The following is a 23,896-nucleotide window of genomic DNA, read 5'->3' as shown; positions in this document are numbered from 1 at the left end:
ACTGGCAAGCAGATCGTCTGCGCAGCGATGCGCAAGCTGCTGAACATCGCCTATGGCGTCTTGAAATCGGGCCAGCCATTTGACGCAAAACTGGCCCTTGCTCACTAGGAATCAAGACGGTATCTACCCAGCGGGAGGGTCCGTGCGGGCACGGTGCGCCGATCGTCGATCAATGTAGGGTGGACCCCGCTCCATCGGTCCACCGTTTCGGCGTTGAGGTTGGCTCCGATTCACCGGCGCTTGCGGTGCTTGTCGTGGGAGCGGCTTCAGCCGCGAAAGGCTTGCAGCCCGCTGGATAGTCCCAGGTGGCTGCGGCTCCATCGCGAATGAATTCGCTCCCACGGGGTGAGCAGAGGGGTTGGGATCGGCTCCGCTCGGTGGATAAGAAGAGCGTTATCCGCCCTACGTCCCGGGAGGCTCCGTGCCGGTAAAGGGCTTGTGGATAACCCCTTTTCCACAGGCAAAAAAAAGGATGGCGGGCGCCATCCTTGAAGGATGAAGGGGCTGGGCCCCTCCTGGTGAGTCGGGTGTCGCGTCAGGCCTTCAGGGGCACCAGGCGCGGGGCGATCATGTTTTCCGGGCGGAGGATGTCGGCGAGCATGGACTCGTCCAGCAGCTTCTCCTCGCGGACCAGTTCCAGCACGCCGCGGCCGCTGACCAGCGCTTCCTTGGCGATGCGGGTGGAGTTCTCGTAGCCGATGTAGGGGTTCAGCGCGGTGATCAGGCCGATGGAGTTCTCCATCAGCGCGCGGCAGTGGGCTTCGTTGGCGGTGATGCCGACGATGCAGTGCTCGCGCAGCATGTCCATGGCGCGTTGCAGCAGGCGGATCGAGTCGAAGATCTTGTAGGCGATCAGCGGCTCCATCACGTTCAGCTGCAGCTGGCCGCCCTCGGCCGCCAGGGTCAGGGCGAGGTCGTTGCCGATCACTTCGAAGGCGACCTGGTTGACCGCCTCCGGAATCACCGGGTTGACCTTGCCGGGCATGATCGAGCTGCCCGGCTGACGGGCCGGCAGGTTGATCTCGTTGATGCCGGTGCGCGGGCCGCTGGAGAGCAGGCGCAGGTCGTTGCAGATCTTCGACAGCTTGACCGCGGTGCGCTTGAGCATGCCGGAGAAGAGCACGAAGGCACCCATGTCCGAGGTGGCCTCGATCAGGTCGGCGGCGGGTTTCAGCGGCTGGCCGCTGATGGCGGCGAGGCGCTCGACGGCCAGGTGCTGGTAGCCCGGGTCGGCGTTGATGCCGGTGCCGATGGCGGTGCCGCCCAGGTTCACTTCGGTGAGCAGTTCCGGCGCCAGGCTGCGCAGGCGGCCGAGGTCTTCGCCCAGGGTGGTGGCGAAGGCGTGGAATTCCTGGCCCAGGGTCATGGGCACGGCGTCCTGCAGCTGGGTACGGCCCATCTTGAGGATGTGCGAGAACTCGACGCCCTTGGCGGCGATGGCCTGGATCAGGCTGTCGAGGCTGGCCAGCAGCGCGTCGTGGCCGAGCAGCAGGCCCAGGCGGATGGCGGTCGGGTAGGCGTCGTTGGTGGACTGCGCCATGTTCACGTCGTTGTTCGGGTGCAGGTACTTGTACTCGCCCTTCTGCTTGCCCATCGCCTCGAGGCCGATGTTGGCGATGACCTCGTTGGCGTTCATGTTGGTGGAGGTGCCGGCACCGCCCTGGATCATGTCCACCACGAACTGGTCGTGGAAGTCGCCACGGATCAGGCGGGCGCAGGCCTCGCTGATGGCGGCGTGCTTATCGGCATCGAGGTGGCCGAGCTGCTTGTTGGCATCGGCGGCGGCCTGCTTGACCATCGCCAGGGCGATCACCAGCTTCGGGTAGTGCGACAGGGGCACACCGGAGAGACGGAAGTTCTGCACGGCGCGCAGGGTCTGGATGCCGTAGTAGGCATCGGCGGGGACTTCGAGGGTGCCGAGCAGGTCTTTTTCGACGCGGAAGGATGCAGCGGAGGACATGATGTAATACATCTCGGGAAGGACACGGCCAGTGCCGCGATGCCCAATAGACTAAGCCTCCAGCCGTTCGTCGACCAATGCTGTTATCCGCTGGGTCATGCATAAACGGCATAATGCGGCCGTGACCCGCTTCGTTCGGGAAGCGTGTGCACCAAAATCGGGCAAGGGGATCGAGATGAACCTGGAAACCAAATGGCTGGAGGACTTCGTCGCCCTGGCCGCCACCCGCAGCTTTTCCCAGGCGGCGGAGAAGCGCTTCGTCACCCAGCCGGCTTTCAGCCGGCGCATCCGCAGTCTGGAGTCGGCCCTGGGGCTGACCCTGGTGAACCGCTCGCGCACGCCCATCGAACTGACCGAGTCGGGCCAGCTGTTCCTGGTCACGGCGCGCAGCATGGTCGAGCAGATGGGCGAGGTGGTGCGCCACCTGCACCACCTGGAAGGCCAGCAGGGCGAGGTGCTGCAGTTCGCCGCGGCCCACTCCCTGGCGCTGGGCTTCTTCCCGCAGTGGATCGCGCGGCTGCGGGGCGAGGGCCTGAACATCGCCAGCCGCCTGATCGCCACCAACGTCGGCGATGCCGTGCATTCCCTGCGCGAGGGCAGTTGCGACCTGATCCTGGCCTTCTACGATCCGGATGCCTCCCTGCAGATGGACCCGGAGATCTTCCCCTCCATGCACCTGGGCAGCACCGAGATGCTGCCGGTGAGCGCCGTGGATGCCCATGGCGAGCCGCTCTACAGCCTGGAGAACGGGCAGAGCGTGCCGTTGCTGGCCTACACCGCGGGGGCCTTCCTCGGGCGCTCGGTGAACCTGCTGCTGCGCCAGCGTGCGCTGCGTTCCACCACCGTCTACGAGACGGCCATGGCCGACAGCCTGAAGAGCATGGCCTTGCAGGGCATGGGCGTGGCCTGGGTGCCGCGCCTGAGTGCCCAGGCCGAGCTGGCGCGCGGGGAGCTGGTGGTGTGCGGGGGCAGCCAGTGGCATATCCCGCTGGAGATCCGCCTGTACCGCTGCGCCCTGGTGCGCAAGGCGTCGATCCGCCTGCTGTGGCGCAAGCTGGAAGGCGGGGCGGGCAGCGAGGGCGCGACCCCGGCCTGAGCCGGGGCCGCGGGGCGGTCACATCTGCAGGACGACGCGGCCTTCGATCTGGCCGGCGCGCATGCGGTCGAGGATGGCGTTGATGTTGTCCAGGCGGTCGGTGCTGAAGGTGGAATGCACCAGGCCTTCGCCGGCGAAGTCCAGCGCCTCCTGCAGGTCGGCACGGGTGCCGACGATGGAGCCGGTGATGCTGATGGCCTTGAGCACCACGTCGAAGATCGGTGTGGGGAAGTCGCCCGGCGGCAGGCCCACCAGCGCCACGGTGCCGCCGCGACGGGCCATGCCGATGGCCTGGCCGAAGGCGCTGTTGGACACGGCGGTGACCAGCACGCCGTGGGCGCCGCCGATGTCGCGCTGGATCACCTCGGCGGGGTTCTCGTTACGGGCATTGACCGTGAGGCTGGCGCCGAGCTTGCGGGCCAGCTCCAGCTTGGTGTCGTCGACGTCGATGGCCGCCACGTGCAGGCCCATGGCGCGGGCGTACTGCACGGCCACGTGACCGAGGCCGCCGATGCCGGAGATGGCCACCCACTGGCCGGGGCGCGCGCCGGTCACCTTGAGGCCTTTATAGACAGTGACGCCCGCGCAGAGGATCGGCGCGATCTCGGCGAAGCCGACGTTCTTCGGCAGCAGCCCGACGTAGTTCGGGTCGGCCAGCACGTATTCGGCGTAGCCGCCGTTCACCGAGTAGCCGGTGTTCTGCTGCCCCTCGCAGAGGGTTTCCCAGCCGGTCAGGCAGTGTTCGCAGCAGCCGCAGGCGGTGTACAGCCAGGGCACGCCGACGCGGTCGCCTTCCTTGACGCGGGTGACCCCGGCGCCCACCGCCGCGACGTAGCCGACGCCCTCGTGCCCGGGAATGAAGGGCAGGGCGGGTTTCACCGGCCAGTCGCCCTCGGCGGCGTGCAGGTCGGTGTGGCAGACGCCCGATGCCTCGATCTTCACGAGGATCTGGCCGGGGCCGGGCAGTGGCACTTTCACCTCTTCGATACGCAGCGGTTCGCCGAAGGCGTGGACGACGGCGGCTTTCATGGTCTGGCTCATGGCATGCACCTCCTGGAAACGGAGCCTGGAGTGTGCACCCGCAGGCCGGGCTGCCCCTTGCTCCAGGGCAATTTCCGGGCGCCTTGGCGAGCCGCTGGACGGACGGTAGGCAAGGGCGGGCTTTGCGTTATACTGCGCGGCCTTCGGCCGGCAGCGCACGCCGGCCCACATCGCAGACAAGCCACGCACTATGCGTGGCTTGTTGGTTTTTCGACCCTTGATGAGGCACGACGATGAGCGCACTGGTAGGCGTGATCATGGGCTCCAAGTCCGATTGGAGCACCCTCAGCCACACCGCCGAGATGCTGGACAAGCTGGGCATCCCCTATGAAGTGAAGGTGGTCTCCGCCCACCGCACCCCGGACCTGCTGTTCCAGTACGCCGATGAAGCCGAGGCCCGTGGCATCCAGGTGATCATCGCCGGTGCCGGCGGCGCCGCCCACCTGCCGGGCATGTGCGCGGCCAAGACCCACCTGCCGGTGCTCGGCGTGCCGGTGCAGTCGTCCATGCTCTCGGGGGTCGACTCGCTGCTCTCCATCGTGCAGATGCCGGCGGGCATCCCGGTCGCCACCCTGGCCATCGGCAAGGCCGGCGCGGTCAACGCCGCCCTGCTGGCCGCCAGCATCCTCGGCCACCAGCACCCGCAGTACCACGCGGCGCTGAAGGCCTTCCGCGACGAGCAGACCCGCTCGGTGCTCGACAACCCGGACCCGCGTGAGGCCTGACAGATGAAGATCGGCGTGATCGGTGGCGGCCAGCTCGGCCGCATGATGGCCCTGGCGGGCACCCCGCTGGGCATGGACTTCGCCTTCCTCGACCCGGCCCCCGACGCCTGCGCCCAGGCGCTCGGCGAGCACATCCGCGCTGACTACGGCGACCAGGACCACCTGCGCCAGCTGGCGGACGAAGTGGACCTGGTGACCTTCGAGTTCGAGAGCGTGCCGGCCGAGACCGTGGCCTTCCTCTCCCAGTTCGTGCCGGTCTATCCCTCGGCCAATGCCCTGCGCATCGCCCGTGACCGCTGGTTCGAGAAGTCGATGTTCAAGGACCTGGGCATCCCCACGCCCGCGTTCGCCGACATCCAGTCCCAGGCGGACCTGGACGCCGCCGTGGCCGCCATCGGCCTGCCGGCGGTGATGAAGACCCGCACCCTGGGCTACGACGGCAAGGGCCAGAAGGTCCTGCGCAGCCCGGCGGACGTGGCCGGTGCCTTCGCCGAGCTGGGCAGCGTGCCCTGCATCCTCGAAGGCTTCGTGCCCTTCACCGGCGAAGTGTCCCTGGTGGCGGTGCGCGCCCGCGACGGCGAGACGCGCTTCTACCCGCTGGTGCACAACACCCACGAGAACGGCATCCTGCGCCTGTCCATCGCCAGCACCGACCACCCGCTGCAGGCCCTGGCCGAGGACTACGTCGGCCGCGTGCTGCGCGAGCTGGACTACGTCGGCGTGCTGGCCTTCGAATTCTTCGAGGTGGACGGCGGCCTGAAGGCCAACGAGATCGCCCCGCGCGTGCACAACTCCGGCCACTGGACCATCGAAGGCGCCGAGTGCAGCCAGTTCGAGAACCACCTGCGCGCCGTCGCCGGCCTGCCGTTGGGTTCCACCGCCAAGGTGGGCGAGAGCGCCATGCTCAACTTCATCGGCGACGTGCCGCCGGTGGAGAAGGTGATCGCCGTCGGCGACTGCCACCTGCACCACTACGGCAAGGCCTTCAAGGCCGGGCGCAAGGTCGGCCACGCCACCCTGCGCAGCGCCGACCTGGCGACCCTGAAGGCGCGCATCGCCGAGGTCGAGGCGCTGATCGCCGGCTGAACCCCGGTCGCTGCTTCCAGTCTGAAAAAGGGCGTGTCCACGGACACGCCCTTTTTTCATTCAGGAGTAAATGCCATGGGGCTCATCGGAACCATCTTCATCGGCCTGATCGTCGGTCTGGTCGCGCGCTTCCTCAAACCCGGCGACGACAGCATGGGCTGGATCTGGACCATCCTCCTGGGGATCGGCGGTTCCGTCGCCGCCACTTATGGGGGCCAGGCCCTGGGCATCTATCACGCCGGCGAGGGTGCCGGCTTCATCGGTGCCGTGGTCGGTGCCGTCATCCTTCTGGTGATCTACGGCGCCATCAAGAAGAGCTGAGGGAGCTGGGAACGGGCCCGGCGAGGACTCCGTTGAAAAACGTGGACGAGGCAGGCGATGCAAGGCGAAAACGGCCGTAGCGGCAATGCAGTCAGTTTTTCAACGGGCTGTTAGTCTTGGCGCCTGTTTCTCTACCTGAGTCCTGCACGATGCGCCGCGCCCTGCTTCTCTCCCTGCTGCTGTGCAGCACCCTGGCCCATGCCCGGCTGGAGCTGCCGGAAACCGACTGGCTCGAGCTGATGCCACCCGAGGACCGCAAGGCCCTGGAGGAGATGCCCGAGATCAGCCACGACACCCCGGAGGCGGATGGCACCTTCGGCAACAAGGGTGGCCTCAAGCAGCAGGACAAGGACCTGCCGGCGGTGATGTATTCGGCGAAGACCGTGGCCAGGCTCAATGGCAGGAAGATCCGCATCGGTGGCTATCCGGTGCCCCTGGAGACCGACGCCAAGGGGCGCGGCACGCTGTTCTTCCTGGTGCCCTACCCGGGCGCCTGCATCCACGTTCCGCCGCCGCCGCCGAACCAGATCGTGCTGGTGCGCTACCCCAAGGGCGTCGCCCTCGACGATATCTACACCCCGCTCTGGGTCACCGGCACGCTCAAGGTGGAGTCGGTCAGCAACGACCTGGCCGACGCCGCCTATGCGCTGGATGCGGGCGAGGTGAGGGTCGTGCAGGACGAGGATATCCAGTGAGGCGGCGTTCGGGTGGCGCGCCCCGCCACTACCGGGTCGAGGCATCAAATGTGCCGCGTTCGGCTCCGCCTGGTGGAGGTAAAAAGCGACCTCCACCCTACACAACGGTCATGTCCGAGCCTGGGTAGGGGCGACTTTAGTCGCCAAGCGCTTCGCTCCACAGGCTGACGGCCATGCCATGGCTGGCGCCGGGTTGCAGCAGCAGGGCGTCGTCCAGTACACGGGCGGTTTCGATGCAGAGCATGCGCTGCCAGGCGTCGTCGGCGAACTGGGAGAGGCGGGCGGCCTTGTCGATCCAGGGGTTCCACACCACCGCCGAGGCGGAGTCGCTGGCTTCGATCAGCACCCGGCGCTGCCAGGCCTGGTCACGGATGGCCAGACGCGCCGGGGTGCCCAGGTAGATGCGGTCGGTCTCGCCGGTGAAGCCGACATCGCCTTGCTGGATGCGGCGCTCCCAGCCTTCCAGGGTCTCGATGTAGTCGCAGCCGTCCAGGCCTTCCACATGCACCTGGTGGATATCGCCGACGGCGAAGTAGCTGTGCAGCGCCTGGGTCAGGGCCAGGGGCGCGGTGCCGCGGTTGCGGGTTTCCAGCCTCAGGTGCAGGCGCTGGTCGAGGCGGATCTCCAGGCGCAGCTCGGCGTCGCCGTTCCAGCCGGGCAGGGGCGTGCGGCGGCTGTCCCAGGACAGCACCAGGCGCGCCGCGCCCTCCAGGGCCTCGACGCTTTCCAGTTCCCAGTCGAGGCTGCGCACGCCGCCGTGGGCCGGGGCCTCGCCGTCCGCCGGGTAGTGCGCCTGCACGTCCAGGGGGTTGCGCCGCAGGTCGCCGAACCAGGGCCAGCACACCGGCACGCCACCGCGCACCGACTGGCCGCGCTTGAACGCCGCCTGCTCGCTGAGCCAGATCAGTGGCTCTTCGCCGTTGCGCTGGTAGCTCAGCACCTGGGCGCCCTGCTGGGCCACCAGCAGCTCCGCATCGGCGGTGCGCAGGCGCCAGCACGCCAGTTCGTCCATCTCGATCCGCTCGATCTGCGGAACCTTGCTTTCGCTGTTCATCCGGGGGCTCCTGGGCCTGTGGCTGCTTGCCGTCTGCATTGGGCAGGGGCGGGCCGGCGGGGTTCCCCCGAAACCGGCGAATGCGTGAGCAATATCAGGAAGAAGGGGCGTTCGCGGCTGCGGCGCCCCTCGTGGCGGCTCAGCCGCGGCGCGGCGGAACGGGGCGGGTGCGACCGCTGCCGTCGATGGCGACGAAGACGAACACCGCTTCGGTGACCTTGCGCCATTCACTGGAGAGCGGGTCGTCGCTCCAGACCTCGACCAGCATCTGGATCGAGCTGCGGCCGATCTCCAGTGCCTGGGTATAGAAGGAGAGCTGGGCGCCCACGGCCACCGGGACGAGGAACGCCATGCGGTCGATGGCGACGGTGGCGACGCGGCCGCCGGCGACCTTGCTGGCCATGGCGGTGCCGGCGAGGTCCATCTGCGAGACCAGCCAGCCGCCGTAGATGTCGCCGAAACCGTTGGTTTCGCGCGGCAGCGCGGTGATCTGCAAGGCCAGGTCGCCCTGGGGAGTCAGGTTTTCTTCTTCTTCGATCTCGATCATGCCTGGGGTGCCTCTGCCCCTGTGCTGCTCTGGATGGCTTCAATGGACGGGGAAGGGCAAGGTGCCCTGCAAAGTTCCCCCTGCGCCCGCCGACCCACTGCATGTCGCCCGCGCGCAACAGCGCGCAGTATATAGCTCGCCGCGACGGGCGACGACCGCCGGGTTCCGCTTTTGACCACCCATACGTCAGAGATTGTGTGCGCCCGGCGGCTTTTTGCTATTTTGCGGACCGGCCCGCCGCCAACGCAGCGGCGGGGCATGCCCTGCCTGCACTGACAAGAGACCTTCCATGTCCACCGTTACCGCCTCCGAGGCCCCCGCGCGGCCGTTGACCCGCAGCGACTACAAGACCCTCTCCCTGTCCGCCCTGGGCGGTGCCCTCGAGTTCTACGATTTCATCATCTTCGTGTTCTTCGCGGCGGTGGTCGGCAAGCTGTTCTTCCCCGCCGAGATGCCCGAGTGGCTGCGCCAGTTGCAGACCTTCGGCATCTTCGCGGCCGGTTACCTGGCGCGGCCCCTGGGCGGCATCGTCATGGCGCACTTCGGCGACCTGCTGGGGCGCAAGCGCATGTTCACCCTGAGCATCTTCCTCATGGCGGTGCCGACGCTGATCATGGGCCTGCTGCCCACCTACGCGCAGATCGGCATCTGGGCGCCCCTTGCCCTGCTGTTGCTGCGGGTGATCCAGGGCGCCGCCATCGGTGGCGAGGTGCCCGGTGCCTGGGTGTTCGTCGCCGAGCACGTGCCGGAGCGGAATATCGGCTACGCCTGCGGCACCCTGACGTCGGGGCTGACCTTCGGCATCCTGCTGGGCTCGCTGATGGCGACCCTGATCAACAGCATCTATACCCCGGCCGAGGTGCAGGACTGGGCCTGGCGCATCCCCTTCCTGGTGGGCGGGGTGTTCGGCCTGTTCTCCGTGTACCTGCGCCGCTGGCTGCACGAGACCCCGGTGTTCGCCGAGCTGCAGCAGCGCAAGGCGCTGGCCGAGGAAGTGCCGCTCAAGGCGGTGCTGCGCGAGCACCGTGGCGCCATCGCCATCAGCATGCTGCTGACCTGGGTGCTGTCGGCGGGCATCGTGGTCGTCATCCTCATGACCCCCACCGTGCTGCAGACCGTGTACGGCTTCGCGGCCGCCACCGCGCTCAAGGCCAACAGCCTGGCGATCGTCTGCCTGACGGTCGGCTGCATCGCCTCCGGCGCCATCGCCGATCGCTTCGGCGCGGGCCGTACCTTCCTGGTGGGCGGGCTGTTGCTGGCGGCCAGTTCCTGGACCTTCTACACCAGCCTCAAGGCGCACCCGGACTGGCTGTTCCCGCTCTACGCGCTGACCGGGCTGTTCGTCGGCACCATCGGCGCGGTGCCCTATGTGATGGTCAAGGCCTTCCCGCCGGTAGTGCGCTTCTCCGGCCTGTCGTTCTCCTACAACCTGGCCTACGCCATCTTCGGTGGGCTGACGCCGATGATCGTCTCCCTGCTGATGAAGTGGGACCCGCTGGGGCCGGCCTACTACGTGGCGGCGCTGTGCGGGCTGGCGATGGTCATTGGTCTGTACCTGATCGGCAAGAAGCGCTGATCGGCTCCATCACAGTGGGGAGCTCCGCGGTGATGGGGTTCGCGGAGCTCTACCCATCCTACGGTGCCGTGGCCGGGGAACGGGGCTGCACACCGGGCCTCACTTGACGGTCGAGGTCACCCGCCAGACCTTGTTGCCCACGTCGTCGGTCACCAGCAGGGCGCCCTGGGCGTCGAGCATCACATCCACCGGGCGGCCCTGGGCGTTGCCGTCGGCATCGAGGAAGCCGGTGAGCACGTCCACCGGCTCGCCATTGGGCTTGCCGTCCTTGAAGGGCACGAAGATCACCTTGTAGCCGCTGTGCGGCTTGCGGTTCCACGAGCCGTGCTGGCCGACGAACAGGCCGTCCTGGAAGTCCGGCAAGGCGCTGCCACGGCCGAAGGCGATGCCGAGGGAGGCGGTGTGCGGGCCCAGGGCGTAGTCGGGCACCAGGGCCTTGGCGACCTTCTCCGGGTTGGCCGGCTGCACGCGCTCGTCGACGTGCTGGCCGTAGTAGCTCCAGGGCCAGCCGTAGAAGCCGCCGTCCTTGACCGAGGTGATGTAGTCGGGCACCAGGTCGCTGCCGATCTCGTCGCGTTCGTTCACCGCCGTCCACAGCGTGCCGGTCTCGGGCTCCCAGGCCAGGCCGTTGGGGTTGCGCAGGCCGCTGGCGAACAGGCGCTTGGTGCCGCTGGCGCGGTCCACTTCCCAGATCGCCGCGCGGCCTTCTTCCATCTCCAGGCCGTTCTCGCCGACGTTGCTGTTGGAGCCGACGGTGACGTACAGCTTGCTGCCGTCGCGGCTGGCGATGACGTTCTTGGTCCAGTGGTGGTTGATGCCCGCCGGCAGGTCGGTGACCTTCTGCGGCGTGGCCTCGATGCGCGTCTGGCCTTCCTGGTAGGGCACGCGCACCAGGGCGTCGGCGTTGGCGATGTAGAAGTCCCCGCCCACCAGGGCCATGCCGAAGGGGGAGTGGAGGTTTTCCAGGAAGGGCGTCTTCAGGTCGGCCACGCCGTCGCCGTCGTTGTCGCGCAGCAGGGTGATGCGGTCGGCGCTGGGGGTGCGGGCGCCGGCCTTCTCCATGACCTTGCCGGCGATCCAGCCCTTGAGGCTGAAGCCGCCATCGGATGCCGGGGCGTTGCTCTCGGCCACCAGCACATCGCCATTGGGCAGCAGGTAGAGCCAGCGCGGGTGGTCCAGGCCCTCGGCAAAGGCCTTCACCTGCGTGCCGGCAGTGGCGGTCGGCAGGCCGCCTTCGGGCCAGCCCTTGGCCGGGGCCACGTTCACCGTGGGCAGCAGGGTCTTGTTCGGCGGCGGCAGCCGGGGGTTGGCGCCGGTGCCGTCGCTGACCTCGAGGGTGGCCTTGTCGCCGCAGGCCGTGCAGGCGGCGAGGAGGGCCGCCAGGGGCATCAGTCGTAGGGGGTGCATGGTCGTTCTCCTGGGGGTGCGGGCTCATTCAAGCAGGTTTGGACCGTCATGATGGCCATTCATCCAATTGTCATATTCGGTTCATAGAGTGTTCATACGGCCTGCAGATACTGGCCACCGATTCATCCAACCCGATCCTTTGCTAGGAGCAAGGCATGAAACTGAAGCGTTTGATGGCGGCCCTGACTTTCGTCGCCGCCGGCGTAGCGACCGCCAGCGCGGTTGCCGCTGTCGACCCGTCCATCCCGTCCTACACCAAGACCACTGGCGTATCCGGCAACCTCTCCAGCGTCGGTTCGGACACCCTGGCCAACCTGATGACCCTGTGGGCCGAAGCCTACAAGCGTGAATACCCGAACGTGAACATCCAGATCCAGGCCGCCGGTTCCTCCACCGCGCCGCCGGCTCTGACCGAAGGCACCGCCAACCTGGGCCCGATGAGCCGCAAGATGAAGGACGTCGAGCTGCAGGCCTTCGAACAGAAGTACGGCTACAAGCCGACCGCCGTCCCGGTCGCCGTCGACGCCCTGGCGATCTTCGTGCACAAGGACAACCCCATCAAAGGCCTGACCATGCAGCAGGTCGACGCCATCTTCTCCGCCAACCGCCTGTGCGGTGGCAAGAGCAACATCAAGACCTGGGGCGAGCTGGGCGTGACCGGCGACCTGGCCGAGAAGCCGATCCAGCTGTTCGGCCGCAACTCGGTATCCGGCACCTACGGCTACTTCAAGGAAGAAGCCCTGTGCAAAGGCGACTTCAAGGCCAACGTCAACGAGCAGCCGGGTTCGGCTTCCGTCGTCCAGTCCATCAGCCAGTCCCTCAACGGCATCGGCTACTCGGGCATCGGCTACAAGACTTCCAGCGTGAAGACCGTCGCCCTGGCCAAGAAGGAAGGCGGCGAGTTCGTCGAAGACAACGAGCAGAACGCCCTGAACGGCAGCTACCCGCTGTCCCGCTTCCTCTACGTCTACGTCAACAAGGCCCCGAACAAGCCTCTGGCCCCGCTGGAAGCCGAGTTCGTGAAGCTGGTGCTGTCGCAACAAGGCCAGCAGGTCGTGGTGAAGGATGGCTACATCCCGCTGCCGGCCAAGGTCGCTGAAAAAGCACTGAAGGATCTGGGCCTGTAATCCAGGACAGATGAAGGGGGCGGCCGCTTCGCAGGCCGCCCCGCAAGGACGCGACGATGGCGGGAGACCCCCGCCATGGAGGCCCGCCCCCGGCACCATGCCCAGGGTGGGCCTCGTTGCGTCACCTCGCTGTAATCTTTCTGTCATACGAAGGCTTTAGGGTGTGCCCATGAATGATCTGGCCAGTTCCCCCATGACCTCGACGAATCCCCCCGAGCGCATCGACTTCAACACGCCGGCGCTGCAGCGCAAGCGTCGCATCCGTGCGCTGAAAGACAACCTGACCCGCTGGTACGTACTGGTGGGCGGCCTGGCCGTTCTCGCGGCCATCACCCTGATCTTCTTCTACCTCGCCTACGTGGTGCTGCCCCTGTTCCAGGGCGCCGAGCTGACCGCGAAGAAGGTGCAGAGCCCCGCGTGGCTCCAGCAGGACGCCGGCAAGCCGCTGCTGCTGACCATCGAGGAGCAGAACCAGGTCGGCATGCGCATTTCCGACAAGGGCGAGGCGGTGTTCTTCGCCACCAAGGACGGCGCCGAGCTCAAGCGCACCCCGCTGCCGCTGCCCGCCGGCGCGAGCGTGGTGTCCATCGGCCAGGACCAGCCCGGCAGCCCGCTGGTGGCCCTGGGCCTCTCCAATGGCCAGGTGTTGCTGTTCAAGCACAGCTACGCGGTGACCTACCCGGACAACAAGCGGGTGATCACCCCGCAGATCGACTTCCCCTACGGCGACAAGCCCCTGGTGCTGAACCAGGACGGCGGCGCGCTGGAACACGTGGCGGTCAACCACAACGACGAGACCCTGCTGCTGGCCGGTTCCACCGGCAACCAGCTGCACGTGCAGGAGCTGGTCAGCGAAGAAAACATGCTCACCGGCGAGACCAGCGTCGAGCAGAACGCCATCGACCTGCCGCAGATGACCGAGCCGATCAAGGCCATCTACGTCGACCCGCGCCAGCAGTGGCTGTACGTGGTCAATGGCCGTGCCCAGGTGGACGTCTTCAGCCTGCACGACAAGAGCCTCAACGGTCGCTACAAACTGTTCGAGGAAGGTGATCGCGAAGTGTCCTCCAGCAACCTGCTGCTGGGTGGCATCTCCCTGATGATCGGTGACTCCAAGGGCGACGTGAGCCAGTGGTTCATGGTCCGTGGCGCCGACGGCGAAGCCCGCCTGACCCACATCCGCAGCTTCCAGCTGGGCCAGGCGCCGGTGGTGCAGATCGCCCCCGAGGAGCGTCGCAAGGGCTTCCTCGCCCTGGATGCCAGCGGCAAGCTCGGCGTCTTCCACAGCACCGCCGAGCGCACCCTGCTGATCGAACAGGTCACCGACGGTGCCGGCCTGATGGCCTTCTCGCCGCGCGCCAATCGCGTGGTGATCGAGGAGGGCGGCCAGCTGCTGCCCTTCAGCCTGCGCAACCCGCACCCGGAAGTCTCCTGGAGCGCGCTGTGGGGCAAGGTCTGGTACGAAAGCTACGACGCACCCAAGTACGTCTGGCAATCCACCGCCGCCAACACCGACTTCGAGCCCAAGCTGAGCCTGGCGCCGCTGACCTTCGGCACCCTCAAGGCCGCCTTCTACGCCATGCTGCTGGCCGCCCCGCTGGCCATCGCCGCCGCCATCTACACCGCCTACTTCATGGCGCCGAGCATGCGCCGCAAGGTCAAGCCGGTGATCGAGCTGATGGAAGCGCTGCCGACGGTGATCCTCGGCTTCTTCGCCGGCCTGTTCCTGGCGCCCTACGTCGAGGGGCACCTGCCGGGCATCTTCAGCCTGCTGCTGCTCACGCCGATCGGCATCCTGCTCGCCGGCTTCCTCTGGAGCCGCCTGCCCGAGTCGATCCGCCTGCGCGTGCCGGACGGTTTCGAAGCGGCGATCCTGATCCCCGTGGTGCTGCTGGTGGGCTGGTTCGCCCTGGGCATGAGCCCGCTGCTGGAAGCCTGGTTCTTCGGGGGCGACATGCGCCTGTGGATCAGCAATGACCTGGGCATCACCTACGACCAGCGCAACGCCCTGATCGTCGGCCTGGCCATGGGCTTCGCGGTGATCCCGAACATCTTCTCCATCGCCGAGGACGCCATCTTCAGCGTGCCGCGCAGCCTCACCTACGGCTCCCTGGCCCTGGGTGCCACGCCCTGGCAGACGCTGACCCGCGTGGTCATCCTCACCGCCAGCCCGGGCATCTTCTCCGCGCTGATGATCGGCCTTGGCCGTGCGGTGGGCGAGACCATGATCGTGCTGATGGCCACCGGCAACACCCCGGTGATGGAAGTGAACATCTTCGAAGGCATGCGCACCCTGGCGGCCAACGTCGCGGTGGAGATGCCGGAATCCGAGGTGGGCGGCTCGCATTACCGCGTGCTGTTCCTCGCGGCCCTGGTGCTGCTGATGTTCACCTTCGTCATGAACACCCTGGCAGAGCTGATCCGTCAGCGCCTGCGCAAGAAATACGCCTCGCTTTAAGGTGGAGAATTCCGTGAAACAGGTTTCCCTCAAATACTGGTTCAAAAGCGGCGCGCCAGGTGTGTGGATGAGCGGTGGCGCGGTTTCCATCGCCGTCATCATGACCATCGGCCTGCTCTCGGTGATCGCCGTGCGTGGCCTCGGCCACTTCTGGCCGGCCGACCTGATCGAAGCCCAGTACAGCGTCCCGGGCCAGGCGCCCAAGGCGCTGATCGGCGAAGCGGTGCAGATCGAGGAAGTATCCCGCGCGCGCCTCAAGGGCGCCGGCCTGCCGGTGCCCGAGGAGGGCCCCGAGTTCATGACCCGCGAGCTGGTCAAGGTGGGCAACCGCGAAGTCTACGGCAGCGACTTCACCTGGGTGGTGGGCGAATGGCTGCAGGACCAGAAGAAACCCGCCGAGCTGGTCGCCATGGAGCGCCGCGAGTGGGGCAACTTCTACGGTCGCCTGGTGAGCGTGAAGGAAAACGGCCAGGTCGTCGCCGAAGGCGAGGCCGCCATGGCCGAGCTGCAGAAGCGCCTGAAGCGCGTCGACGACCTCTACGCCCAGCTCTACAAGCTGGAGAAGAAGGACATCGGTGCCATCAACCACGGCCTCGAGCGCCTGCGCCTGGACGGCCGCAAGCTGGAGCTGGACGGCAAGCTGGACGCCGCCGCGCAGGCCGACCTGGCCGCCGCGCGTGCCGAGCTGGAGGCCCGCTACAAGGGCCTCGAAGCGCAACTGGGCGGCCTGCACGAAGCCTTCAACCGCGACAGCGTGGTGGTCCGCGAGGCCGGTGGCCAGGAGCAGGAGATCTCCCTGGGCAAGGTGGTGCACGCCTACCAGCCCAACTCGATGGGCCTGTTCCAGAAGCTCGGCTTCTACTTCGCCAAGCTGTGGGAATTCCTCGCCGACGACCCGCGTGAGGCCAACACCGAGGGCGGCATCTTCCCGGCCATCTTCGGCACCGTGATGATGACCCTGATCATGGCCGTGATCGTCACCCCCTTCGGCGTGGTGGCGGCCATCTACCTGCGCGAATACGCCAAGCAGGGCCTGCTGACCCGCATCATCCGCATCGCCGTGAACAACCTGGCCGGTGTCCCGGCCATCGTCTACGGCGTGTTCGGCCTGGGCTTCTTCGTCTATGTGCTGGGCGGCTCCATCGACCGCCTGTTCTTCCCCGAGGCCGCCCCGGCGCCGACCTTCGGCACCCCGGGCCTGCTGTGGGCCTCGCTGACCCTGGCGATCCTCGCGGTGCCGGTGGTGATCGTCGCCACCGAGGAAGGCCTGGCGCGCATCCCCCGTGCGGTGCGCGAAGGCTCCCTGGCCCTCGGCGCGACCAAGGCCGAGACCCTGTGGAAGATCGTCCTGCCGATGGCCAGCCCGGCCATGATGACCGGCCTGATCCTCGCCGTGGCCCGCGCCGCCGGCGAAGTGGCGCCGCTGATGCTGGTGGGCGTGGTGAAGCTGGCCCCGAGCCTGCCGGTGGACGGCAACTACCCGTACCTGCACCTGGACCAGAAGATCATGCACCTGGGCTTCCACATCTACGACGTCGGCTTCCAGAGCCCCAACGTCGAGGCCGCCCGCCCGCTGGTGTACGCCACCGCGCTGTTGCTGGTGCTGGTGATCGCGCTGCTGAACCTCTCGGCCGTGGCCATCCGCAACCACCTGCGCGAGAAGTACAAGGCGCTGGATAACTGAGTCAGCCCCGAGCGGCGTGCAGCACGCCGCTCCGCTTGAAAACTTAAGCTTGTAGCCTGGCGCTACGAACGGAGTGAAACCATGCAACACGAAAGCCACAGCCACGGCGTCAACATCTCCGCCCTCGGCCGCAGCAAGCAGAGCCTGAGCCTGGCCGAGGAAACCGTTGCCCTCGAAGTGCCCGGCCTGAACCTGTTCTACGGCGAGAAGCAGGCGCTGTACGACGTGCAGATGAACATCCCGAAACAGCGCGTGACCGCCTTCATCGGCCCGTCCGGCTGCGGCAAGTCCACGCTGCTGCGCTGCTTCAACCGCATGAACGACCTGGTGGACGGCTGCCGCGTCGAGGGCGAGATCCGCCTCGACGGCAACAACATCTACCGCAAGGGCGAGGAAGTGGCCGAGCTGCGCCGCCGCGTCGGCATGGTGTTCCAGAAGCCCAACCCCTTCCCCAAGAGCATCTACGAGAACGTCGTCTACGGCCTGCGCATCCAGGGCATCAACAAGAAGCGCGTGCTCGACGAAGCCGTCGAGTGGGCCCTCAAGGGCGCGGCGTTGTGGGAGGAGGTCAAGGACCGCCTGCACGAATCCGCCCTCGGCCTCTCCGGCGGCCAGCAACAGCGCCTGGTCATCGCCCGCACCATCGCGGTCGAACCCGAAGTGCTGCTGCTCGACGAACCCTGCTCGGCGCTGGACCCGATCTCCACCCTCAAGGTGGAAGAGCTGATCTACGAGCTCAAGAGCAAGTACACCATCGTCATCGTCACCCACAACATGCAGCAGGCCGCGCGCGTCTCCGACTACACGGCGTTCATGTACATGGGCAAGCTGATCGAATTCGGCGATACCGATACCCTGTTCACCAACCCGGCCAAGAAGCAGACCGAGGACTACATCACCGGTCGTTATGGCTAGTCGCGTGGGACGCGACAGCTGCAAGCCGCAAGCTTCAAGCGGCAAGTCAGCTCAGGGACACGAATCAACCGACTTGAAGCTTGCAGCTTGAAGCTTGCGGCTTTCGCGGAGCGAAAACATGATCGACAAAGACAGCCTCACGCATCACATCTCCCAGCAGTTCAACGCCGAACTGGAGGAAGTGCGCAGCCACCTCCTGGCCATGGGCGGCCTGGTTGAGAAGCAGGTCAACGACGCCGTCACCGCGCTGATCGACGCCGACTCGGGCCTGGCCCAGCAGGTGCGCGAGATCGATGACGAGATCAACCAGATGGAGCGCAACATCGACGAGGAGTGCGTGCGCATCCTCGCCCGTCGCCAGCCGGCGGCTTCCGACCTGCGCCTGATCATCAGCGTGTCCAAGTCGGTGATCGACCTGGAGCGCATCGGCGACGAAGCCTCGAAGATCGCCCGCCGCGCCATCCAGCTCTGCGAAGAGGGCGTCTCGCCGCGCGGCTACGTCGAGGTCCGCCACATCGGTGACCAGGTGCGCCGCATGGTGCAGGAGTCGCTGGACGCCTTCGCCCGTTTCGACGCCGACCTGGCCCTGTCGGTCGCCCAGTACGACAAGACCATCGACCGCGAGTACAAGACCGCCCTGCGCGAGCTGGTCACCTACATGATGGAAGACCCGCGTGCCATCAGCCGCGTGCTCAACATCATCTGGGCCCTGCGTTCCCTGGAGCGCATCGGCGACCACGCGCGCAACATCGCCGAACTGGTGATCTACCTGGTGCGCGGCACCGACGTGCGCCACATGGGCCTGGCGCGCATGCAGGAAGAAGTGAAGGGCACCGCCAACAAGGCCGGCGACACCCCCGCCAACTGATCCGCCCCGCTTCAGGACGACGCCCGGCCATGCCGGGCGTTTTCGTTTGTGGCTCCACCCCTTTCTCTGCCTCCCACCGTAGGAGCGAGCTCTGCTCGCCAAGCGCTCGCCTGTGTGGGAGCGAATTCATTCGCGATGCTTTTCATCCGCGGGCGACATCCCGCGAGCCCCGCGAATCCCCTGCTGCCCAAGGCCCCGGCGCCACCTTTCACCCAAAAGGGTGCGCGATGTCGCATTCAGCTTGGCAAAGCGCTATCAGCCGAGGCTATGCTTACGCCCGTTCTCTGAGGAGTGGTCGATGAGCAAGGTGACAGTGCTGGTAGTGGACGATGCGTCCTTCATTCGCGACCTGGTGAAGAAGGGGCTGCGCGACCATTTCCCCGGCATCCAGATCGAAGAAGCGATCAACGGGCGCAAGGCCCAGCAGATGCTGACGCGCACGCCCGTCGACCTGATCCTGTGCGATTGGGAGATGCCGGAGATGTCCGGCCTCGAGCTGCTCACCTGGTGCCGCGCCCAGGACACGCTGAAGACCACGCCCTTCGTCATGGTGACCAGCCGCGGCGACAAGGAGAACGTGGTGCAGGCCATCCAGGCCGGGGTTTCCGACTACATCGGCAAGCCCTTTTCCAACGACCAGCTGGTGACCAAGGTGAAGAAGCAGCTGGCCCGCGCCGGCAAGATGGAGGCCCTGGCCGCCGGCGCACCGCCGAAGATGCTCAGCTCCGGCGGCTTCGCCAACGACTCCCTCGCCGCCCTCACCGGCGGCAAGGCCGAGGTGGTCAAGCCCGCCGCGGCGCCCAAGGCCGCCGCCAAGCCGGCTGCGTCCACCCCCTCGGCCAAGGCTGCCGGCCAGGCGCCGGGAGGCCGTGGGCAAGCCCAGCTGCGCCTGCCCAGTGGCGTGCTGTCCTGCGTCATCAAGACCATCAGCCTCAAGGATGCCCACCTGGTGGTGAAGCGCGGCGAGCCGCTGCCCCAGGTGCTGGAGAGCGCCGTGCTCGACCTGGAGCAGGGCGAGGGCGGCGAGGTGGCGCGCCTCAATGGCTACCTGCACGCCGTCTCGGCACTCGAACCCAAGCCCGACAGCGAGTGGCTGCAGCTGACCTTCCGCTTCGTCGACCGCGATCCGCAGAAGCTCGACTACCTGTCGCGCCTGATCGCCCGTGGCTCGGCACAGAAACACTTCGTACCCGGCGCCTGAGCCAACCCCGTCACAGCCCGACGGCCGGCGCCTCGCGCGGTGCCGGCGGCGCTGCTAGGCTTGCCAGCTCGAACACCCATAACCACTAGATCCATGCAGTCATGCTAGGGCGCATCCTCCTTATCTGCGGTTCGCTGGCGGCAGCCCTGCCGGCGAGCGCGCTGACCATCTACAAGTACACCGATGCCAACGGCGTGGTGACCTACACCGACAAGGCCGTCGCCGGTGCGCAGGTGTTCGTCTTCCGTGATCGCATGGTCGAGCGCCTGGACCTCTCGGTGAAGCTGGAGACCCAGAAGCACGATGCCGGCGAAACCCTGCTGGTGCGCAACGACCTCTACGCGCCGGTGGAAGTGGAGCTGAGCCTGAGCAACGTCAGCAACGCCGTGGGCGCGCCGGAAAAGCCCATCCGCTGGGTGCTGCCGCCGCGCAGCAAGATCCGCCTCGCCACCCTGGCCCCGGCCGACGCCAGCAAGGCCATGCGCTACAAGCCGCGCCTGCGCTACGCCCTGGGCGACCCGAGGCAGCAGCCCTCGCTGTATCGCTACCCGCTGCCCTGGGTGGGCGGCCCGTTCCGCCTGACCCAGGGCGCCAACGGCCAGTACAGCCACTTCACCCCCAAGGGCCGCTACGCCCAGGACGTGGCCATGCCCGAAGGCACGCCCATCGTCGCGGCGCGGCCCGGCATGGTGGTGAAGATCGAGAACCAGCAGAGCGGGCGGGGCAACAACCCCTCCGGCAACTTCGTGCGCATCCTTCACAACGACGGCACCATGGGCGTCTACCTGCACCTGATGCGCGGCTCGGTCAGGGTCCAGGAGGGCCAGCGCGTCGCCATCGGCGAGCAGATCGGCCGCTCCGGCAACACCGGCAACAGCACCGGCCCGCACCTGCACTTCGTCATCCAGCGCAACGTCGGCCTGGCGCTCGAATCCATCCCCTTCCAGTTCGCCCAGCCGGTGGACACCCTGCCCAACTTCGCCGTGGGCGGCGACGAATAGCCCCGGCTAGCGCGCGAAGTAGCACCCCGGTGTCACCCCGAAATGGCGGCGGAACATGGCGATGAAGGCGCTGACGTTCTCATAGCCCGTCTCCAGCGCCACCCGCGTCACCGCATCGCCCGCCGCCAGGCGCTCCAGGGCCCGCAACAGGCGGGCGCGCTGGCGCCACTGGCCGAAGGCGAAGCCCGTCTCCTCGACGAAGCGCCGGGCCAGGGTCCGCGATGAGACCCCCGCCCACAGCGCCCAGGCCGCCAGGCTGCGGTTGTCCGCCAGGTCATCGGCCAGCGCCTGGCAGACCCTCAACAGCCTCGGGTCCACCGGTAGCGGCAGGCCGAGGGGCTCCTCCGGCAAGGACTGCAGCTCGTCGAGTATCACCTCGGCGATGCGCAGCCTGCGCTCATCCAGCAGCCCTTCGTCCCAACTCGAGGCCCGCAGCACCGCCTCGCGCAGCAGCCCCGAGGTGGCGATGATCCGTGGCGCCTGCGGCAGCCCCCGGCAGGCTTCGGGCCTGACGTAGACGCTCCAGCCATCGAAGGGCCCGTGGGAGCGCAGGGCGTGTTCACAACCGGGCGGCACCCACACCGCGTGGGTGGCGGGCACCACCCAATGGCTGTGGGCCGCCGCCACCGACAGCAGGCCGCGCCCGGCGCCGAGCAACTGGCCACGGGCGTGGGAATGCAGGGTGGTCCGCCGCTCGCCGGGGCCGTGTTGCCACACCGCGACCAGCAGCGGGCCCCCGTCGGCCTGGGCTAGGGAGGGTGAAACCAGGGGCTGTGACATTGGCATTTTCACGTTATCGATCGGCACGGATAAGGCAGTTTAGCCAAGTCGCCTGGTCGCAGAATGAGCCCTCATCCACAGGAGGACATCCCCATGCGCGCCGAAGACCTGCTCCCCGATCATCTCGACCACTGCGACTTCAACGGCACCCGCGTGCGCAAGGGCACGGTGGGCGCCTTCCTGATCAACGCCCGGCGCTGGTGCGACCCGGCGGCAACGGCGGAGCAGCGCCACGCCGCCGAGCGCGAGCTGCTGGCGGTCCTGCCGGCGCTCCAGGCGCTGGGGCTGTTCGAGCTGCTGCAGGTGCGCGACCCGGCCCTGCGCGCTTTGTGCGGGCAGTCATGACCTCGACACGACGGGATTGCGCGGCGGCGCGGATCGGCCTAGGATCCGCGCCTTCTTCTCCCCTCAACCGACAGCAAAAGGAGGTCCATCATGCAAACACTGATCACCCTTTGCAGGTCGCGCCTGGCTTAAACGCTTCTTCCGTCCTTCTTCGCGACGGTTCCGCACTGCCCGACCCAGACCTGCCAAATCCAAGCATTTTTCGTTTCAACCCATTTGGATTGGACCATGGGCACTTGCATTCGCAATCTGGCCGACGGCATCACCCTGATCGCCGCGGACGACACCTGGATCGAAGGAAAAGCGATCCAGCAACTTGAAACCACCGCCCGCCTGCCGGGCATGCAACGGGTGGCCGGCATGCCGGACCTGCACCCGGGACGTGGCTACCCGGTGGGCGCCGCGTTCTTCTCCAGCGGCCGCTTCTACCCGGCGCTGGTGGGCAACGACATCGGCTGCGGCATGGCCTTCTGGCGCACCGACATCCCCGTCGCCAAGCTCCACCTCGACAAGCTGGAGAAGCGCCTGGGCTCCCTCGACGCACCGCTGGACGACAACTGGCAGGAGGCGATCGCCGCCTTCGGCCTGCCGCCCTGCGGACACGAGCGCTCCCTGGGCACCATCGGCGGCGGCAACCACTTCGCCGAGCTGCAGCAGCTCGACGAAGCCTATGACGAGGAGGCCCTGGCGGGCCTGGGCATCGACCGCAAGCACCTGCTCCTGTTGGTGCACAGCGGCTCGCGCGGCCTGGGCGAAGCCATCCTGCGTGAGCAGGTGGACCGCTTCAGCCACGCCGGCCTGGAAGCCGGTAGCCTGGAGGCCGAGCACTACCTGGCCCGCCACGACGGCGCTTTGCGCTTCGCCGAGGCCAACCGGCAACTGATCGCCCGACGCATGCTGGACCGCCTGCGCGCCGACGGCGAGCAACTGCTGGACGTGAACCACAACCTCGTCTCCGCCGCGACCATCGGCGGCGTCGACGGCTGGCTGCACCGCAAGGGCGCCACGCCGGCGGACCAGGGCGTGATGGTCATCCCCGGCTCCCGGGGCGACTACAGCTACCTGGTGGCACCGGTGGCCGACGAGCGCAGCCTGCTCTCGCTGGCCCACGGCGCCGGGCGCAAATGGATGCGCAGCGAGTGCAAGGACCGCCTCGCCAAGCGCTACAGCGTCGAGCAGCTGGAACGCACCGCCCTGGGCAGCCGGGTGATCTGCGCCGACCGCGCGCTGATCTACGAGGAAGCGCCGGAAGCCTACAAGGCCATCGACTCGGTGGTCGGCGCCCTGCGCGATGCCGGGCTGGTGCAGGTGCTGGCGCGGCTCAAGCCGGTGCTGACCTACAAGACGCGCGGAGGGTGCTGCTGATGATCCTCCTGCAACTCTCGGCGGCCCAGGGGCCGGACGAATGCGCCCTGGCGGTGGCCAAGGCGCTGCAGCGGCTGCTGGACGAAGCCACGCAGCGGCAGGTGCGCGTCCAGGTACTGGAGCGGGAGGAGGGTGCGCGTCGCGGCACGCTCGCTTCCGTGCTCCTGGCCCTGGAAGGCGCGCATTCGGACGCGCTGGCCGGGCGCTGGGAAGGCTCCCTGCAATGGACCTGCCCCAGCCCCTACCGGCCCAACCACGGGCGCAAGAACTGGTTCTTCGGCGGGGCGCGGTTCGCCGCGCCACCGGCCAGCCTGGAAGGCGAGATCCGCTTCGAAGCCCTGCGCGCCTCCGGCCCCGGCGGGCAACACGTCAACACCACCGACTCGGCGGTGCGCGCCACCCACCTGGCCAGCGGCATCAGCGTCAAGGTGCAGAGCGAGCGCAGCCAGCACGCCAACAAGCGCCTGGCCATCCTCCTCATCGGCCAGCGCCTGGCGCAGCGGGCCGAAGAGGCGGACGGCGCCCTGCGTGCGGAACGTCGCCTGTTCCACCACCGGGTGGAACGGGGCAACCCGGTGCGCTGCTTTCGAGGCGAACGCTTCGAACCGGTGTGAGCCGGCTTCTACCCACCCACAAAAAACGGG

Annotated in this window: 22 protein-coding genes and 1 pseudogene; 17 read left to right on the top strand and 6 right to left on the bottom strand. The window is 67.5% G+C overall.

What is annotated here, in order from left to right; translation table 11 throughout:
• Positions 1 to 108: pseudogene (locus DMX10_RS23400) on the top strand (IS110 family transposase); the annotation flags it as partial.
• A gap of 427 nt (positions 109 to 535) precedes the next feature.
• Here DMX10_RS23400 and DMX10_RS23395 read toward each other — a convergent pair.
• Positions 536 to 1,960, bottom strand: coding sequence for an aspartate ammonia-lyase (locus DMX10_RS23395; protein WP_111263336.1), 1,425 nt, complete (start codon positions 1,958 to 1,960; stop codon positions 536 to 538).
• A 175-nt stretch (positions 1,961 to 2,135) separates the two neighbouring features.
• Between DMX10_RS23395 and DMX10_RS23390 the strand changes: the two genes are divergently transcribed.
• The gene (locus DMX10_RS23390) at positions 2,136 to 3,056 is read left to right on the top strand and encodes a LysR substrate-binding domain-containing protein (RefSeq protein WP_111263331.1); all 921 of its coding nucleotides are present in this window, start codon (positions 2,136 to 2,138) and stop codon (positions 3,054 to 3,056) included.
• Between the two features lie 18 nt (positions 3,057 to 3,074).
• Here the strand turns inward: DMX10_RS23390 and adhP are convergent, their stop codons facing one another.
• On the bottom strand, positions 3,075 to 4,097 hold the full coding sequence (gene adhP / locus DMX10_RS23385; RefSeq protein ID WP_111263330.1) for an alcohol dehydrogenase AdhP: 1,023 nt from the start codon (positions 4,095 to 4,097) through the stop codon (positions 3,075 to 3,077).
• Positions 4,098 to 4,330: 233 nt separating this feature from the next.
• Between adhP and purE the strand changes: the two genes are divergently transcribed.
• From purE to DMX10_RS23365, 4 genes are all read left to right on the top strand, one after another.
• Positions 4,331 to 4,822, top strand: a complete 492-nt coding sequence (gene purE / locus DMX10_RS23380) for a 5-(carboxyamino)imidazole ribonucleotide mutase (protein WP_111263329.1) — start codon at positions 4,331 to 4,333, stop codon at positions 4,820 to 4,822.
• 3 nt (positions 4,823 to 4,825) lie between these two features.
• A complete protein-coding gene (locus tag DMX10_RS23375; protein WP_111263328.1) occupies positions 4,826 to 5,908 on the top strand; it encodes a 5-(carboxyamino)imidazole ribonucleotide synthase in 1,083 nt (360 codons plus the stop codon).
• A 75-nt stretch (positions 5,909 to 5,983) separates the two neighbouring features.
• On the top strand, positions 5,984 to 6,229 hold the full coding sequence (locus DMX10_RS23370; RefSeq protein WP_043243057.1) for a GlsB/YeaQ/YmgE family stress response membrane protein: 246 nt from the start codon (positions 5,984 to 5,986) through the stop codon (positions 6,227 to 6,229).
• 149 nt (positions 6,230 to 6,378) lie between these two features.
• Positions 6,379 to 6,924 (top strand): DUF3299 domain-containing protein, encoded by a 546-nt coding sequence (locus DMX10_RS23365; protein ID WP_111263327.1) that lies wholly within the window; start codon positions 6,379 to 6,381, stop codon positions 6,922 to 6,924.
• A gap of 136 nt (positions 6,925 to 7,060) precedes the next feature.
• On the opposite strand, the gene DMX10_RS23360 is transcribed toward DMX10_RS23365, so the two are convergent.
• Together DMX10_RS23360 and DMX10_RS23355 are read right to left on the bottom strand one after the other, a co-directional pair.
• Positions 7,061 to 7,978: a D-hexose-6-phosphate mutarotase gene (locus DMX10_RS23360; RefSeq protein ID WP_111263326.1), complete on the bottom strand. Its 918-nt coding sequence runs from the start codon at positions 7,976 to 7,978 to the stop codon at positions 7,061 to 7,063.
• Between the two features lie 139 nt (positions 7,979 to 8,117).
• Positions 8,118 to 8,525 carry an acyl-CoA thioesterase gene (locus tag DMX10_RS23355; protein WP_111263325.1) on the bottom strand — a complete coding sequence of 136 codons (408 nt, stop codon included), beginning with the start codon at positions 8,523 to 8,525 and terminating at the stop codon, positions 8,118 to 8,120.
• Positions 8,526 to 8,814: 289 nt separating this feature from the next.
• On the opposite strand from DMX10_RS23355, the gene DMX10_RS23350 reads away from it, so the two are divergent.
• Positions 8,815 to 10,101 carry an MFS transporter gene (locus tag DMX10_RS23350; protein ID WP_111263324.1) on the top strand — a complete coding sequence of 429 codons (1,287 nt, stop codon included), beginning with the start codon at positions 8,815 to 8,817 and terminating at the stop codon, positions 10,099 to 10,101.
• Positions 10,102 to 10,200: 99 nt separating this feature from the next.
• On the opposite strand, the gene DMX10_RS23345 is transcribed toward DMX10_RS23350, so the two are convergent.
• Complete coding sequence (locus tag DMX10_RS23345; protein WP_111263323.1) at positions 10,201 to 11,508, bottom strand: sorbosone dehydrogenase family protein; 1,308 nt, start codon at positions 11,506 to 11,508, stop codon at positions 10,201 to 10,203.
• Positions 11,509 to 11,663: 155 nt separating this feature from the next.
• On the opposite strand from DMX10_RS23345, the gene DMX10_RS23340 reads away from it, so the two are divergent.
• From DMX10_RS23340 to DMX10_RS23310, 7 genes are all read left to right on the top strand, one after another.
• Positions 11,664 to 12,635, top strand: coding sequence for a phosphate ABC transporter substrate-binding protein PstS (locus DMX10_RS23340; protein ID WP_111263322.1), 972 nt, complete (start codon positions 11,664 to 11,666; stop codon positions 12,633 to 12,635).
• Positions 12,636 to 12,804: 169 nt separating this feature from the next.
• Positions 12,805 to 15,093, top strand: coding sequence for an ABC transporter permease subunit (locus DMX10_RS23335; protein ID WP_111263321.1), 2,289 nt, complete (start codon positions 12,805 to 12,807; stop codon positions 15,091 to 15,093).
• Positions 15,094 to 15,160: 67 nt separating this feature from the next.
• Positions 15,161 to 16,777 (top strand): phosphate ABC transporter permease PstA, encoded by a 1,617-nt coding sequence (gene pstA, locus DMX10_RS23330; RefSeq protein WP_111263320.1) that lies wholly within the window; start codon positions 15,161 to 15,163, stop codon positions 16,775 to 16,777.
• A gap of 81 nt (positions 16,778 to 16,858) precedes the next feature.
• Positions 16,859 to 17,692, top strand: a complete 834-nt coding sequence (gene pstB, locus DMX10_RS23325) for a phosphate ABC transporter ATP-binding protein PstB (RefSeq protein ID WP_111263319.1) — start codon at positions 16,859 to 16,861, stop codon at positions 17,690 to 17,692.
• Positions 17,693 to 17,810: 118 nt separating this feature from the next.
• Positions 17,811 to 18,560 carry a phosphate signaling complex protein PhoU gene (gene phoU, locus DMX10_RS23320; protein WP_111263318.1) on the top strand — a complete coding sequence of 250 codons (750 nt, stop codon included), beginning with the start codon at positions 17,811 to 17,813 and terminating at the stop codon, positions 18,558 to 18,560.
• 298 nt (positions 18,561 to 18,858) lie between these two features.
• Positions 18,859 to 19,761 carry a response regulator gene (locus DMX10_RS23315; protein ID WP_111263317.1) on the top strand — a complete coding sequence of 301 codons (903 nt, stop codon included), beginning with the start codon at positions 18,859 to 18,861 and terminating at the stop codon, positions 19,759 to 19,761.
• A 101-nt stretch (positions 19,762 to 19,862) separates the two neighbouring features.
• A complete protein-coding gene (locus DMX10_RS23310; RefSeq protein ID WP_111263316.1) occupies positions 19,863 to 20,762 on the top strand; it encodes a peptidoglycan DD-metalloendopeptidase family protein in 900 nt (299 codons plus the stop codon).
• 6 nt (positions 20,763 to 20,768) lie between these two features.
• On the opposite strand, the gene DMX10_RS23305 is transcribed toward DMX10_RS23310, so the two are convergent.
• Positions 20,769 to 21,542: a helix-turn-helix domain-containing protein gene (locus tag DMX10_RS23305; protein WP_111263315.1), complete on the bottom strand. Its 774-nt coding sequence runs from the start codon at positions 21,540 to 21,542 to the stop codon at positions 20,769 to 20,771.
• 93 nt (positions 21,543 to 21,635) lie between these two features.
• On the opposite strand from DMX10_RS23305, the gene DMX10_RS23300 reads away from it, so the two are divergent.
• The 3 genes from DMX10_RS23300 (at position 21,636) to prfH (ending at position 23,866) form a co-directional block, all read left to right on the top strand.
• Positions 21,636 to 21,887, top strand: a complete 252-nt coding sequence (locus DMX10_RS23300; RefSeq protein ID WP_111263314.1) for a hypothetical protein — start codon at positions 21,636 to 21,638, stop codon at positions 21,885 to 21,887.
• 228 nt (positions 21,888 to 22,115) lie between these two features.
• On the top strand, positions 22,116 to 23,252 hold the full coding sequence (locus DMX10_RS23295) for an RNA ligase RtcB family protein (protein WP_111263313.1): 1,137 nt from the start codon (positions 22,116 to 22,118) through the stop codon (positions 23,250 to 23,252).
• Complete coding sequence (gene prfH, locus DMX10_RS23290) at positions 23,252 to 23,866, top strand: peptide chain release factor H (RefSeq protein WP_111263335.1); 615 nt, start codon at positions 23,252 to 23,254, stop codon at positions 23,864 to 23,866. Before DMX10_RS23295 ends, prfH begins: the two co-directional genes overlap by 1 nt.
• Positions 23,867 to 23,896 lie beyond the last annotated feature (30 nt).

The organism is Pseudomonas sp. 57B-090624 (assembly GCF_003234055.1).
Classification (GTDB): Bacteria; Pseudomonadota; Gammaproteobacteria; order Pseudomonadales; family Pseudomonadaceae; genus Metapseudomonas; species Metapseudomonas tohonis.
The sequence above is the reverse complement of the archived record's forward strand: the minus strand, read 5'-3'. Positions and strand labels throughout refer to the sequence as shown.

What these genes read in the sequence shown, in the direction of transcription:
- DMX10_RS23395 (WP_111263336.1), bottom strand. Translation starts at nt 1,960, where the DNA reads ATGTCCTCCGCTGCATCCTTCCGCGTCGAAAAAGACCTGCTCGGCACC.
- DMX10_RS23390 (WP_111263331.1), top strand. Translation starts at nt 2,136, where the DNA reads ATGAACCTGGAAACCAAATGGCTGGAGGACTTCGTCGCCCTGGCCGCC.
- adhP (WP_111263330.1), bottom strand. Translation starts at nt 4,097, where the DNA reads ATGAGCCAGACCATGAAAGCCGCCGTCGTCCACGCCTTCGGCGAACCG.
- purE (WP_111263329.1), top strand. Translation starts at nt 4,331, where the DNA reads ATGAGCGCACTGGTAGGCGTGATCATGGGCTCCAAGTCCGATTGGAGC.
- DMX10_RS23375 (WP_111263328.1), top strand. Translation starts at nt 4,826, where the DNA reads ATGAAGATCGGCGTGATCGGTGGCGGCCAGCTCGGCCGCATGATGGCC.
- DMX10_RS23370 (WP_043243057.1), top strand. Translation starts at nt 5,984, where the DNA reads ATGGGGCTCATCGGAACCATCTTCATCGGCCTGATCGTCGGTCTGGTC.
- DMX10_RS23365 (WP_111263327.1), top strand. Translation starts at nt 6,379, where the DNA reads ATGCGCCGCGCCCTGCTTCTCTCCCTGCTGCTGTGCAGCACCCTGGCC.
- DMX10_RS23360 (WP_111263326.1), bottom strand. Translation starts at nt 7,978, where the DNA reads ATGAACAGCGAAAGCAAGGTTCCGCAGATCGAGCGGATCGAGATGGAC.
- DMX10_RS23355 (WP_111263325.1), bottom strand. Translation starts at nt 8,525, where the DNA reads ATGATCGAGATCGAAGAAGAAGAAAACCTGACTCCCCAGGGCGACCTG.
- DMX10_RS23350 (WP_111263324.1), top strand. Translation starts at nt 8,815, where the DNA reads ATGTCCACCGTTACCGCCTCCGAGGCCCCCGCGCGGCCGTTGACCCGC.
- DMX10_RS23345 (WP_111263323.1), bottom strand. Translation starts at nt 11,508, where the DNA reads ATGCACCCCCTACGACTGATGCCCCTGGCGGCCCTCCTCGCCGCCTGC.
- DMX10_RS23340 (WP_111263322.1), top strand. Translation starts at nt 11,664, where the DNA reads ATGAAACTGAAGCGTTTGATGGCGGCCCTGACTTTCGTCGCCGCCGGC.
- DMX10_RS23335 (WP_111263321.1), top strand. Translation starts at nt 12,805, where the DNA reads ATGAATGATCTGGCCAGTTCCCCCATGACCTCGACGAATCCCCCCGAG.
- pstA (WP_111263320.1), top strand. Translation starts at nt 15,161, where the DNA reads ATGAGCGGTGGCGCGGTTTCCATCGCCGTCATCATGACCATCGGCCTG.
- pstB (WP_111263319.1), top strand. Translation starts at nt 16,859, where the DNA reads ATGCAACACGAAAGCCACAGCCACGGCGTCAACATCTCCGCCCTCGGC.
- phoU (WP_111263318.1), top strand. Translation starts at nt 17,811, where the DNA reads ATGATCGACAAAGACAGCCTCACGCATCACATCTCCCAGCAGTTCAAC.
- DMX10_RS23315 (WP_111263317.1), top strand. Translation starts at nt 18,859, where the DNA reads ATGAGCAAGGTGACAGTGCTGGTAGTGGACGATGCGTCCTTCATTCGC.
- DMX10_RS23310 (WP_111263316.1), top strand. Translation starts at nt 19,863, where the DNA reads ATGCTAGGGCGCATCCTCCTTATCTGCGGTTCGCTGGCGGCAGCCCTG.
- DMX10_RS23305 (WP_111263315.1), bottom strand. Translation starts at nt 21,542, where the DNA reads ATGTCACAGCCCCTGGTTTCACCCTCCCTAGCCCAGGCCGACGGGGGC.
- DMX10_RS23300 (WP_111263314.1), top strand. Translation starts at nt 21,636, where the DNA reads ATGCGCGCCGAAGACCTGCTCCCCGATCATCTCGACCACTGCGACTTC.
- DMX10_RS23295 (WP_111263313.1), top strand. Translation starts at nt 22,116, where the DNA reads ATGGGCACTTGCATTCGCAATCTGGCCGACGGCATCACCCTGATCGCC.
- prfH (WP_111263335.1), top strand. Translation starts at nt 23,252, where the DNA reads ATGATCCTCCTGCAACTCTCGGCGGCCCAGGGGCCGGACGAATGCGCC.